Raw genomic sequence first — 12,466 nt, forward strand, 5'->3', positions numbered from 1 at the left:
GCTCGAATGGAAGCGCTTCCACACCGGCGCACCGCACCGCAGAAGGCACCCCGGCTGCCTGCCTGGGCCGGTGCCGCCACGGTCTTGATGGCGGCGATGTGCGCGTACTGCGCATACGCCGAAACGCTCGCGCCGTGGTCCGTGCTCGCGCCAATCGGCCTGCCGCTGATTGCGCTGAGCGTGCTGGCAATCGGGCTCGCCGCATTCACGGCGCAGCGCTTCGCCGTGCAGACCGCCGCCATCGCCCGTCTGGCGGCCGCATTCGAGCAGGACAGCCCGGAAGCGGACACCGCGCCGTTGGCCGAGTGCGGCACGGCAAGCGTCGCGCGTCTTGCTCGCGCCATCAATCGCGTGGCGCGTCAGCGCGCGGCGCGCCAGGCCGAACTGCTACATGTGCTCGCCGCCTACGCGCACGATCAGCGCACGCCGCTCACGCGTATGAACCTGCGCTGCGAACTGCTCGACGACGCGCCGCTGCGCGAGGCCCTGCTGCGCGATCTTGCGGAGATGGGGCGCCTCGTCGAGGCGAACCTGTCGTGCGCGAAGCTGCAATGCAGCGCCGAGGAACCGGTGAGCCGCGTGGACGCGGACAGCCTGCTTGACACCCTTGTGGACGACTACCGCGACGCGGGCCGCACCGTGGAGCGGGAAGGGCGCGTGGGGTGTCCCGTCGTGACGTGTCCGCATGCGCTGCGCCGCGTGCTCATGAACCTGATCGACAACGCCTTGCGCTACGGCACCGATGTGCGGCTGTGCGTGCGGGTCGAAGCGCGCCGCCTCGTGCTGGCCGTGGTGGATTCGGGGCCGGGCATCGCGCACGCGCAAATGGATGCCGTCTTCGCGCCCTGGTACCGCGCGCCCGAAACGGCGGCCGCGACCTGCGGCTCGGGGCTCGGCCTCGCCATCGCGCGACGCCTCACGCGGGCCATGCGCGGCGAGCTCCATCTGGAGAACCGCCGCGGCGGCGGCCTCGAAGCGCGGCTCACGCTGCCGCTCGCCGCTTGAACGCGGTCTGAATTCAGCGTGAACGGATATAGGGGCGCTTTCATGTCGCGCAGGGTGCACGGGCTGATAATCTGCTCACTTCCGTCATTGTCCGGAACCACCGCCGTGCGCCCATCCAGTGCTCTCTTCATGCTCGTCGGCGTCCTGCTCGCTTCGGCGGGCTATGGCGCGACGTTCCTGTTCTCGATGCATGTGAGGGCCATCGGCGGCACCGACATCAATACGGGCGTCACGCTCGCGGGCGCGGCGCTCGGCACCTTCGTGGGCGTGTCGCTCACGGGCTGGCTCGCGCACCATGTGGGCGCGGCGCGCATGGCCGCGCTCGCCGCGCTGTGCGTGGGTGCTGGCGTGGTGAGCTTCGCGCTGATCGAAACCGTGAGCCGCTTCGACGTGCTGCCCGGCTTTCTCGTCGGCTTCGGCTGGGGCGCGTTCTGCCTCGCCGCGCCCATGGCGCTCGCCGAGCGCACGAGCGACGCCGACCGCGGCCTCTGGTTCCTGCGCTTCGCAACCGTGCAGATGACGGGCATCGGCGGCACCCCGGCGCTCGCCGCCTTCGCGATCCGCTTCTGGCGCATGCCGCTTGGCGGCGTGCTCTACGTGATTGGCGGCCTGTGCGTGGTCGCGGCCCTGATGCTGGAGATCTTCGGCCGTCTCGCGCCGCATGCGCGCGCGCTGCATGGACAACCCGCCCAGGATGCGCCGCCCGCCGGGCCCGCGAGCGGGCACTGGCTGCGCAACTTCGGCGCGATCGTCCGCACGCGCGCCGTCTACCCCATCGTCATCATCGCGCTGGGCGGCTGCGTCTTCTCGGGCCTCATGACCTTCCAGATGTCGCTCGTGCAGGGCACCGAGGCGAAGGCGGGCACCTTCTTCAGCGTCTACACGATCACGGTCGTGGCGACGCGTTGGCTGCTTTCGCGCCTCGTCATCAAGATGCGCGCCGAAACCGCCACCAAAGTGTTGCTCGCCATGATGGTGCTGGGCAGCGCGGCGATGTTCGTCGTGCCGTACCACGTGTTGTTCCAGTCGGCGGCGGCGGTGCTGCTGGGCACGGGCTACGGGCTCGCCTATCCCATCGTCCAGCTCCAGGCCGTCAACGACTCCGTCGCCGCGCACCGGCGCGCCGCGCTCACGTGGTTCGTCGCGGCGTACTTCGTCGGCGCGTTCGGATTTCCCGCGGTGGGCGGCTGGGTGCTCGTTCACAGCGGCCGTGGCGCGCTGCTGGCGCTGATCGCCGCGTGCGGGCTCGCGGCGCTGGCGCTCGCGGTGCTGCGCGACCGGCGGCGCATTCCGACGCTTTCCGCAAACGCATGAAGCACTCCTTATTGATCCAACTGATAACGAAATGGAGGAAACGTGACTGAACTATGGCGTTTATCGGCAACGGAGCTGGCGCAGCGCATTCGCGCGCGCGAAGTGTCGGCGCGCGAGGCCGCGCAGGCGACGCTGGCGCGCCTCGAAGCCGTCAACCCGCTCATCAACGCGGTGGTCGCCTACCGGCCCGAGTGGGTCTACGAGCAGGCCGACCGCATCGACGCGGCGCTCGCGCGCGGCGAGGATCCGGGCCCGCTCGCGGGCGTGCCCGTGACCACGAAGATCAACGTCGATCAGGCGGGCTTCGCCACGACCAACGGCACGCGCCTGCAACAGGACTTGATCGCGCAGGCCAACAGTCCGGCCGTGGATAACCTCGTGCGCGCGGGCGCCGTGCTGCTTGGCCGCACCAACTCGCCGACCTTCGCGCTGCGCTGGTTCACGAGCAATCAGGTCCACGGGCATACGAAGAACCCGCGCAATGCGTCGCTCACGCCGGGCGGTTCGAGCGGCGGCGCAGCGGCGGCGGTCACGGTCGGCATCGGGCAGATCGCGCTCGGCACCGACATTGGCGGCTCGGTGCGCTATCCGGCCTATGCGTGCGGCGTGCATGGCCTGCGGCCCAGCATCGGGCGCGTGCCCGCGTTCAACGCCTCCTCGCCGGAGCGGCCGATCGGCGCGCAACTGATGTCGGGCGCGGGGCCGCTCGCGCGCACCGTCGACGACCTGCGCCTTGCGCTTGCCGCGCTTGCGGCACCCGACCTGCGCGATCCCTGGTGGTCGCCCGCGCCGCTGGTCGGTCCCGAAACGCCGCTGCGCGCCGCGCTCTGCCTGCGCCCCGGCGGCATGACGATCACAAAGGACGTGGAGGACGCCTTGCTCGACGCGGGCCGCAGACTTGCCGACGCGGGCTGGAGCGTCGAGCAGATCGACGACGTGCCGCTCTTGCGCGACGCGGGCGAAGTGCAGGAGCGCCTGTGGCTTGGCGACGGCTTCCCGGCGCTGGCGGACGCCGTCGCGCGTGACGGCGACCCCGGCGCGCAAGCGGTGGTGGACGGTGTGCGCGCCAAGGTTGCGGCGATGCCCGAGGACGTGGTGACGAAGTCGCTCGTGCGCCGCACGACGCTCACGCGCGAATGGCGCTTGTTTCTCTCGACGTATCCCGTGTTGCTGCTGCCGGTGTCGGGCGAACTGCCGTTTCCGGACAACCTCGACATGCAGGGCGAAGCGGGCTTTCGCCGCGTGTGGGACGCCCAGTTGACCATGCGTGCGCTGCCGGCCATGGGGCTGCCCGGGCTCGTCGTTTCGACGGGCATGGTGAAAGACGTGCCGGTAGGCGTGCAGATCGTCGCCGGACACTTCCGCGAGGACCTGTGCCTGCTGGCGGGCAAGGCCATCGAGGCGCGCGGCGCGCCGCCCGCGCCGATCGATCCGGCGCTGTAAACCCACCGGGCGGGCGCGGCCTGAAAGAGGCCGCGTCTGTTGTCATGGTTGATCGTTGATCAGGAATCCTTGATGAATTGAGGTTTCGTTGATCCTGCCTCACGCGGGCTTCCTGACCTCGGTGTCGTGAAGCGTCAACTCGTCACCGTCGCGGGTTCGCGGCTGCATGGCAAGCAGCGGTTTGCCCGTTGCCTTGTCGATGAGCCACGAATGCTTCTCGCCGCGTGAAAACAGATGGCGTTCGCCCCATTGCTGGAGGGCGACCATGATGGGGAACAGGCTTTCGCCTTTTTTCGTCAGCACGTACTCCTGGTAGGTCGTGCCGTCCGACGCCGGGCGCGTTTCCAGAATCCCTTCCTCGACGAGCCGGCTCAAGCGGCCGGACAGAATATTGCGCGCCACGCCCAGGTTGCGCTGGATGTCGCCGAAGCGGTAAATGCCGTCGAACACGTCGCGCAGGATCAGCAACGACCAGCGGTCGCCGATCAGGTCCACCGACCGCGCGACCGGGCAGGTCTCCTTGTTCATGGATTTGCGTGCCATGGCGATTTCCTTTTGCGTTCGCGCTTGAGTTTGGATGCAAGTCCGGGCTTGAGTCGGTATTTGCCTATGCAGTTGCATTTTAAAACTACCCGTCATACTATTCAATTGGTTTTATTTTGAAACTGGATTGACGCTCATGGACGTGGATTCGATCACGCTCGTAACGCCCTGCGACGGCGACGCCGCCACGCCCCGCGCGGACCTGCCGCGCGGGCTCGTCATGTTGTTCGCGCTCGCGAGCGGTTTGAGCGTGGCCAATGTCTACTACGCACAGCCGCTGCTGGATGCACTGGCGCGCGATTTCGGCATCAGCCGCGCGGCCGTTGGCGGCGTGGTCACGGCCACGCAGGCCGGTTGTGCGCTCGCGCTGCTGCTGCTCGTGCCGTTGGGCGACAGGATGGAGCGCCGCCGGTTGATGATCGCGCAGTTGCTGGCGCTGGTTGGCGCGCTGATTGTCGTGAGCCTCGCGCGGTCCGCGCCGGTGCTGCTGGGCGGCATGCTGTGCGTCGGTTTGCTGGGCACGGCGATGACGCAGGGCTTGATCGCCTACGCCGCCGCTGCGGCCGCGCCCCACGAGCGGGGCCGCGTGGTGGGCGCGGCGGGCAGCGGCGTGTTCATCGGCCTGCTGCTCGCGCGCGTGTTCGCGGGCGGCGTGAGCGATCTGGCGGGGTGGCGCGGCGTGTACGGCTGCGCCGCCGTCGTCATGCTGGCGCTCGTCGTGCCGCTGTGGCGCCGGTTGCCGAACCTGGCGGGCAAGCCCAACGCATCGGGCTCCATCGGCTATGCGCGCCTGATCGGTTCGATGCTGGCGCTATTGCGCGCGAATCGCGTCTTGCAGATTCGCGGCGGGCTCGCGCTGCTGATGTTCGCGACCTTCAACATCTTCTGGAGCGCGCTCGTGCTGCCGTTGAGCGCGCCGCCCTATCATTTTTCTCACACGGCGATCGGCGCTTTCGGGCTGGCCGGCGCGGCGGGTGCGCTCGCCGCCGCGCGCGCCGGGCGCTGGGCCGACCGGGGATGGTCGCAGCGCGTGAGCGCGGCCGCGCTGGCGCTGCTGTTGCTCGCATGGTGGCCGCTTTCGATGCTGGGGCACTCGCTGTGGCTGCTCGTGATCGGCATCGTCTTGCTCGACCTGGGCGGCCAGGCGCTGCACGTGACCAATCAAAGCCTGATTTTTCGCAGCGACGCGCAAACGCACAGCCGCCTCGTGAGCCTCTATATGCTGTTTTACGCGCTGGGCAGCGGGCTTGGCGCGATCGGCACGACCGCGACGTATGCCGTGGCGGGCTGGCATGGGGTCTGCCTGCTGGGCGCCGGCGTGAGCCTGCTCGCGCTGGTGTTCTGGGCCGTCACGCTACGCCACATGCCCGCCACGGCCGCGCGCGCCTGAAGCGCAAGTGAATCGAAGCTCGAACGACAACCTGAAGAGGGCACAACGGATGGACGAACTCAACCTGCTGGCGGACGCCGATGCGCGCGGCCTGCGCTACACCGAAGGCAACGCCACCCGGCGCGTTTTCCCCTCGAACGAGGCCATCGCGGCGCTCGCCGCCTTCGACGAGCCGCTGCCCGCCAACGGACTGCCCGCCGCGCAGACGCTCGAGTTGCTCGATCGCATCGGTTCGGCGGCGACCACGGCTTCGAACGGGCCGCGCTATTTCGGCTTCGTGATCGGCGCGGCGCTGCCCGCGGCCGCGGCGGCCGAGCGGCTCATGCTCGCGTGGGATCAGTGCGCATCGACGTTCGACAATTCGCCGGTGGCGGCCACGCTGGAGCGCATTGCGGGCCGCTGGGTGCTCGACGCGCTCGACTTGCCGCGCGCCAGTGCCGTGGGTTTCGGCACGAGCGCCACGGCCTGCACGCTGGGCGCGCTCGCGAGCGCGAGGCGCGCGCTGCTGGCGCGCCAGGGCTGGGACTTCGACCGCCAGGGGCTGATCGGTGGGCCGGAAATCAAGGTCGTGGTGTCGGAACTCGCGCACATCACGGTGAAAAAAGCGCTGCGCATTCTGGGCTTCGGGCTCGATCGCATCGTGTACGCGAGCGTCGACGAAGACGGCCGCGTGGATGCCGCGCGGCTGCCGCCGCTCGACGCGCGCACGATCCTTTGCCTTCAGGCCGGCGAAGTGAATACGGGCGCCTTCGATCCGTTCGCGCAGATCATTCCGCGCGCGCGAGAGGCGGGCGCCTGGGTGCATGTGGATGGCGCGTTCGGGCTGTGGGCGCGCACTTCGGCGCAGGCCGCGCTCGCCGGATTGACGGCGGGCATCGAAGAGGCCGATAGCTGGACCACGGACGCGCACAAGTGGCTGAACACCCCGTACGACTGCGCGATGGTCATTTGCCGCGACGCCCAGGCGCTCGCCGAGGCCATGAACAGCGACGCGGCGTATCTGTCCGCGAGCGCAGACGCGCAAAAGAATCTCACGCTCGAATTTTCGCGCCGCGCGCGCGGCATTCCCGTGTGGGCGGCGCTGCGCACGCTCGGCCGTGTGGGCGTGGCGCACATGATCGAGCGGCACCATGCCTACGCACGGCGCATCGGCGAGGAACTCGCGCGACTGGGCTTCGAGGTGCTCAACCGCGTCGTGCTGAATCAGGTGCTGTTTCGCTGCGAGACGGATGACGCGACCGTGGCGCTGCGTGGCGCGGTGCAGGCTTCGGGCGAGACCTGGTTCGGCGGCACCACGTGGCAGGGACGGCCCGCGCTGCGCATCAGCGTGTCGTCGTGGCGTACGCAGGAGGAGGATGTGCGGGCGCTGCTGCAACTGCTGGCGAAGCTACGCGGTGAGCTGGTCTGAAAAGTCGGCTGCAAAGTCGGCCGACGCTGCGCCGGGCGCCCGGCCTTTCGTTGCGTCTCAAATGCAACTAACCGCCAAGCCCGCACGCTCGCCGCGAACGCCGTTTCACGGCGCTATCGGCAAGCAGGTGGGTGGCCCGTTTTACCCTGGCGCGCTTTACCCTGGCCCGTTTCACTCGGGCCAGGCGCAACCGCTCAACGCGCCGATAAAGAACCCGTTGCCCGGGTGGCGGCCTCGCCGGGCAGCGCGAACACATTCACCGCTTCGCGCAGCATGACGACCTGATCCTTGAGCGAGTGCGCGGCCGCCGCGGCCTGCTCCACGAGCGCCGCGTTCTGCTGGGTCACCTGGTCCATCTCGCCCACCGCGCGATTGACCTGCTCGATACCGGCCGACTGCTCCGTTGAAGCGTGGCTGATCTCCTGAAGGATCGCACTCACGCGTCCCACCGCCTCGACGACCTCGTGCATGGTCGCGCCCGCGTCGGCCACGAGCGACGCGCCTTGCTGCACGCTCGCCGTCGACGCGTCGATCAACACCTTGATTTCCTTGGCGGCGGTGGCGGAGCGCTGCGCGAGGCTGCGCACTTCGGCGGCGACCACCGCGAAGCCGCGCCCCTGGTCGCCCGCGCGCGCCGCTTCCACGGCGGCGTTGAGCGCGAGGATATTGGTCTGGAACGCAATGCCGTCGATCACGCCGATGATGTCGACGATCTTGCCCGAACTCGACGTGATCGCGTCCATGGTGTGAACGACGTCGTCCACACTCGCGTTGCCGCGCGCGGCCACGTCGGCGGCCTGGCGCGCGAGCGTGGCGGCCTGGTTCGCGCTATCGGCGTTCTGGCGCACGTTCGCGGTCATCTGGTCCATGCTCGACGCGGTCTGCACGAGCGCGGCCGCCTGTTCTTCGGTGCGTTGCGAAAGATCGGTGTTGCCGGCCGCGATTTCCGAAGCGCCCACGTCGATGTTCTCCGTGCCGGCGCGAATCGAGTGCACGGCCTTCACGAGCCCCGTTTGCATCGAGGCGAGCGCGGCGAGCAGGCTCGCGTTGTCGTCGTGGCGCACCGGCACCTGCGCCGTGAGGTCGCCGTCGGCGATGCGGCGCGCCGCGGACACCGCAACGCCGATATCGCCGCCGAGGCTGCGCACCACGCTGCGCGTGACGAGCAGCATGGCGCCGGTCGCGACGCCGCCCAGCACGGCCGTCATCAGCAGCCAGCGCAGCGCGGCGGCGGCGATCGCGCTGTCGATGTCGTCCATGTACATGCCGGTCACGATGTACCAGTCCCAGGCCGCGAAGCGCCGCACGTAGGCCGTTTTCGGCACCGCCTCGGTGCTGCCGGGGCGCGGCCACAAATAGTCGGAGAAGCCGCCCTCGGGGCTCGAATCGGCCACGCGGTTCATGTCGGTGACCACGTGTTTGCCGGCGGGGTCGGTGAAGTCCACCATGCTCTTGCCGATCAGCGCATGGTTCGGGTGCGCGAGCATGGTGGCGTGCGAGTCGTTGATCGCGATATAGCCGTCCTCGCCATAGCGCAGCGCGCCAATGGCTTCCAGCGCTTGCTGCTGCGCCTGCGCCTCGGTCATCTTGTTCTGCTGCGCAAGGTCGTGATAGTGGGCCGCGATGCTGGCCGCGCCGTCGACGATCGATTTGAGCGCCGCGCGACGGTCGGCGAGCATGGAGGCGCGGTTCTGCATGGCGCCCGCGACGACAATCAGGATCAGGCCGATCCAGAGCACCGCGAACATGGCGGCAAGCTTTTGCTTAAGGGTCATTTTTGGGTCTTCTTATCGGAACGGGAATACGCTGTCGCGCGTAAGCGTGCGAGAGAGACGACGCGAGCAGGACTGCATAACGGCAGCAAGCGGCGCTCTCTTGAGGGGTCTTGAGGGGATTTGACCGTAAGGTTGCGAGGGCAACGAACGGAGGTCGCCGCCCGGCGCGGCAAACGCGGGCACGCAGCCGTTTGATCAGACGAAAGCGGGGCTAACCGATTTCCACGCGGTTTCGGCCGCTGTCCTTGGCGCGATAGAGCGCGAGGTCGGCGCGCTTCACGATCGCCGCCACGTCGTGCTCGCCGGGCCGGCGCTCGGTCAGGCCGATGCTCACCGTAAAAGGCACGGGCTTGCCCAGGCGCCACTTATGTTCGAAGCGCTGCTCATCGATTGTCGCGCGCAGGTCTTCGGCAACGGCCGTGGCCTGCGCGATATCGAGGCCCGGCAGCGCGGCGACGAATTCCTCGCCGCCCCAGCGGGCGAATACGCCGATGCGCCGGTCGGCGTCCATCACGACCTTGGCCATGACGCGCAAGACTTCGTCGCCAATATCGTGTCCGTAGCTGTCGTTGATCTTCTTGAAGAAGTCGATATCGAGAATGAAGACCGACAGCTTGCCCTCGGCATCCAGCAGTTTCTCCACCGTATCGGCGAATTCCCTGCGGTTGGGCAGGCCCGTCAATTCGTCGGTCACGGCCTGCTTCTGGAGCAGGTCCATCAACTGAACGCGATCGGCAATGTCGCGAATGACGGCCGTGAATTCGATCAGCCCGCCCACGTTGATTTTCGAAATCGCGATTTCCACGGGCAAAAGCGTGCCGTCGCGATGCAGGCCATAAACGCGGTTGCGCTCGTCCATCTGGCGCGAGCGCACGGGCGAGCGGGCAAACTGATGGACATATTGCGAATGATTGGCGCGGTAGCGCTCGGGTAGCAGCAATGTGATGGGTTGCCCAAGCATTTCCGCAGCCGCGTAGCCGAACAGGTTTTCGGCGGCGCGATTGAACAGCGTGATGCAGTGCTGCTGGTCGATCGTGATGATCGCGTCGTAGGCCGCGTCCACGACCGAACGAAAGCGCGACGTGCTGACTTCGAGTTCGTGCGTGAGCTGCATCTTCGTGGTGATTTCGAGGCCCGTCACCATGATTTCGAGCACCGAAGCCGTGCCTTCGCTGTGCCGCAGCGGCTTGAGCGACAGCCGCCACCAGTGCGTGCCGTCTCTCAGGTCATAGGCCTGTTCGAGCTCCTGGGCGATGCCCGAGTCGAAGCACTCGTTGAGTTTCTGGCGAATCTCGGTGCGCGCGTAATTGGGGATCAACGTGTCGAACGACGCCGGGAACGATTTGATCGCGCCGCGCCTGCCGCCCGTCATTTGCATGAAATGATCGTTGCAGGCGGAGACGACGAACTGGCCCCGTTCGTCGCGTCCGATCATGGCGACGCTGGCGGCAATTTCACCGACGAATTCACGAATCATGCTAGACCAGTCAGCCATCGGTCCTCCGCGATCGGCGTGCTCAATACACAGACGATATAGTAGTCCTCATCGCATGAAACCGTGTTGCGGCATGCGCTGCCTCGCGCAAGCGGGAACGACTCGTGCGCGATGACGCTTGATGATTCAAGGAAGTTTGGGAACGTACGATCGTGCGAGTTCTGTGCGGTGCATAACCAAACCTGGGTCGAATGGTTACGAATCTTCTTGATCCCGGTTAGGCGCCTATCTACATTGAAATAGCGTATTGGCGGCGAAATTGCGGCGAAATCATGCCGCGCGCCGCCAGGCGATTCTTGAATCCCCCGACAATATGAGGAATCGCATGCAGCGGAAATATTCATGGCCCGTATTGCTGCTGTGCCTCGTCGCGGCGCAGGCATTCGGGCAGGCACGCAATACCTATCCTTGCGCCACCCCGCGGCAGCATGCGGACAGCGAGGCGCGCATTGCCGCGATCACGCGCGGCTTCGACTCCCAGCGTATTGGCAGCGATTACGCTTCGGCCGACAACCAGCGCCTCCAGGCGCTCGTCACCATTCGCCGATGTCAGACGAGTTCGCCGTCGGGCATGCGCTGCTCGCGGGAACTGGAGCAGTACACCATCGCGGATCAACAATACCGCTATGCCGCGCAGAACATGGATGCCTATAACACGGCGGCCGCCACCCAGGCGAGAGCGCGCGCGGCGGAGCTTCCGCCTTGCCGGTGAAGGCGGTGAGCGCGGGGGCACGAAGGCTCGGCCAGGCGCAATGCTAGCGGGCGGCGACGACGCCCCCATGCAACTCCACATGCAGCACGACTAGCCAGCGCGAGGGGCAGGCGCAAGCCACGCGCACGGCGCGCCCGGGGCGAATGGCGGCCGGCTGGACGAAGCCCGATTCGCTCGCGCGCGACCATGCATGCCGCGCATCGGAACGTATCCATGCGGCAAGCAGCGCACAGCACATGAAGCAAAAAAAGGCGGTTAGTCCCAGGGCGAAATCGGGATGATTCGAGAACGCGAAAAACGCGAACGCCGAAGTCAAAATGGGATTGATCAAGAGGATCAGCGCACACACGCGCAGCAGCGCGCGTCTTTGCGGATTCCCGGTGCGGGTGGCTCGAAGCATGGTTCGGTCAGGCTCAGACGATGCACGCAGTCGATGCGTTCAATGCAGCAACGTGACCGGCACGCTGCACAGGCGCTTGAGCCGCGTGAGCATCATCCATTTGCGCACGAAGCCGAGATGGCTCGCATCCACGAGAACGATATCGGCGCCGCCGCATTCCACGCAGGCCGCGATGCTGCGCTCGGCCGGGCCCGGCGCGTGGCGCAGGCGGTAGGGCACACCCGCGTCTTCGAGTATCGCGCACGTCGCGCTCAGCGTGTCGCTCAGGCGCCGCTGTCTGCGCTTGCGCAGGTCGGCGCTGACGTCCTGCACGGTCTCGACGACTTCGACTTCGACCATGCCGCGCTCCGCAAAAAGAAACGCGCTGTGGCGCGCGGCTTCGGCGGCGCCATGATGATCGAAGACGGGAATAAGGAGTTTCAACACGAGGTGGCCCGAGTGATTGGCGGATCACAATGATCGTAGCGAAAGCGGCATAAAAAACCTGTAAAAGATCGGCCGCCAATGCGTAAAGGCGATGCAAGGCAAGTGTGTGCCGAGCGCGATCCCGGCGGGCTTCAATCGCATCGCGCGTTTTTTTAACACCAGTTTTATACGCCGCCCACTACGCTAAGGTTGTGTTCACAACCTGCGAGTACCGCCTCATTCTCATGGCTTGCGCAAATCCCATTACGCTTTACGACGAAGCCCCTCGTCCCCGCCCGCGCGCCAAAGTCGTGCCGCTGCGCGCGCCGCGTGCCTGGCTGGAAGTCGTGCTGACCGCAAGCACCGCCGATACCGCGCGCGCCCATCTCGCCACGCTGCTTCATTCGCCGCTCGGCGTGTACGTCGCGCAGACCGGCTTCGAGCGCGGCGTGACGCGCGTGCTGCTCGATATCGCGCCCGAGGATATCGACTTCACCTTGCATACGCTCATGACCACCGTTCCGCAAGCCACGATCGGCGCGTTGCGTGAGCGTATGCCGCGCAAGGAGGCCTGAT

12 protein-coding genes are annotated in these 12,466 nt (G+C 67.1%); 7 read left to right on the plus strand and 5 right to left on the minus strand.

Translation table 11 applies throughout. From position 1 onward, the window contains the following. The first annotated feature begins 6 nt into the window (after nucleotides 1–6). From C7402_RS39185 to C7402_RS39195, 3 genes are all read left to right on the plus strand, one after another. Complete coding sequence (locus C7402_RS39185) at nucleotides 7–1,005, plus strand: sensor histidine kinase (RefSeq protein ID WP_116614363.1); 999 nt, start codon at nucleotides 7–9, stop codon at nucleotides 1,003–1,005. A gap of 105 nt (nucleotides 1,006–1,110) precedes the next feature. Then, nucleotides 1,111–2,319 carry an MFS transporter gene (locus C7402_RS39190; protein WP_116614364.1) on the plus strand — a complete coding sequence of 403 codons (1,209 nt, stop codon included), beginning with the start codon at nucleotides 1,111–1,113 and terminating at the stop codon, nucleotides 2,317–2,319. A gap of 42 nt (nucleotides 2,320–2,361) precedes the next feature. Continuing rightward, the gene (locus C7402_RS39195; protein WP_116614365.1) at nucleotides 2,362–3,762 is read left to right on the plus strand and encodes an amidase family protein; all 1,401 of its coding nucleotides are present in this window, start codon (nucleotides 2,362–2,364) and stop codon (nucleotides 3,760–3,762) included. 99 nt (nucleotides 3,763–3,861) lie between these two features. On the opposite strand, the gene C7402_RS39200 is transcribed toward C7402_RS39195, so the two are convergent. Further along, the gene (locus C7402_RS39200; protein ID WP_112177562.1) at nucleotides 3,862–4,305 is read right to left on the minus strand and encodes a winged helix-turn-helix transcriptional regulator; all 444 of its coding nucleotides are present in this window, start codon (nucleotides 4,303–4,305) and stop codon (nucleotides 3,862–3,864) included. A gap of 136 nt (nucleotides 4,306–4,441) precedes the next feature. Between C7402_RS39200 and C7402_RS39205 the strand changes: the two genes are divergently transcribed. Both C7402_RS39205 and C7402_RS39210 read left to right on the plus strand, forming a co-directional pair. Next, nucleotides 4,442–5,695: an MFS transporter gene (locus tag C7402_RS39205; protein WP_116614366.1), complete on the plus strand. Its 1,254-nt coding sequence runs from the start codon at nucleotides 4,442–4,444 to the stop codon at nucleotides 5,693–5,695. Nucleotides 5,696–5,744: 49 nt separating this feature from the next. Beyond that, entirely contained in the window at nucleotides 5,745–7,103 is a 1,359-nt protein-coding gene (locus C7402_RS39210) for a pyridoxal phosphate-dependent decarboxylase family protein (RefSeq protein WP_116614367.1), read from the plus strand. Between the two features lie 194 nt (nucleotides 7,104–7,297). Here C7402_RS39210 and C7402_RS39215 read toward each other — a convergent pair whose 3' ends face one another. Continuing rightward, nucleotides 7,298–8,878: a methyl-accepting chemotaxis protein gene (locus C7402_RS39215; RefSeq protein WP_116614368.1), complete on the minus strand. Its 1,581-nt coding sequence runs from the start codon at nucleotides 8,876–8,878 to the stop codon at nucleotides 7,298–7,300. 211 nt (nucleotides 8,879–9,089) lie between these two features. Next, nucleotides 9,090–10,373: a sensor domain-containing diguanylate cyclase gene (locus C7402_RS39220; RefSeq protein ID WP_112177558.1), complete on the minus strand. Its 1,284-nt coding sequence runs from the start codon at nucleotides 10,371–10,373 to the stop codon at nucleotides 9,090–9,092. A gap of 247 nt (nucleotides 10,374–10,620) precedes the next feature. Here C7402_RS39220 and C7402_RS39225 point away from each other — a divergent pair, with 247 nt between their 5' ends. Then, nucleotides 10,621–11,085 (plus strand): hypothetical protein, encoded by a 465-nt coding sequence (locus C7402_RS39225; RefSeq protein ID WP_133254633.1) that lies wholly within the window; start codon nucleotides 10,621–10,623, stop codon nucleotides 11,083–11,085. Between the two features lie 43 nt (nucleotides 11,086–11,128). Here C7402_RS39225 and C7402_RS39230 read toward each other — a convergent pair whose 3' ends face one another. Further along, on the minus strand, nucleotides 11,129–11,485 hold the full coding sequence (locus tag C7402_RS39230) for a hypothetical protein (protein WP_224045461.1): 357 nt from the start codon (nucleotides 11,483–11,485) through the stop codon (nucleotides 11,129–11,131). A 39-nt stretch (nucleotides 11,486–11,524) separates the two neighbouring features. Next, nucleotides 11,525–11,911 (minus strand): universal stress protein, encoded by a 387-nt coding sequence (locus C7402_RS39235; protein WP_112177556.1) that lies wholly within the window; start codon nucleotides 11,909–11,911, stop codon nucleotides 11,525–11,527. A 191-nt stretch (nucleotides 11,912–12,102) separates the two neighbouring features. On the opposite strand from C7402_RS39235, the gene C7402_RS39240 reads away from it, so the two are divergent. Further along, a complete protein-coding gene (locus C7402_RS39240; protein ID WP_224045460.1) occupies nucleotides 12,103–12,465 on the plus strand; it encodes a hypothetical protein in 363 nt (120 codons plus the stop codon). Nucleotide 12,466: the final 1 nt, after the last annotated feature.

Origin of the sequence: Paraburkholderia unamae (assembly GCF_003096875.1) — a bacterium.
Taxonomy (GTDB): domain Bacteria; phylum Pseudomonadota; class Gammaproteobacteria; order Burkholderiales; family Burkholderiaceae; genus Paraburkholderia; species Paraburkholderia unamae.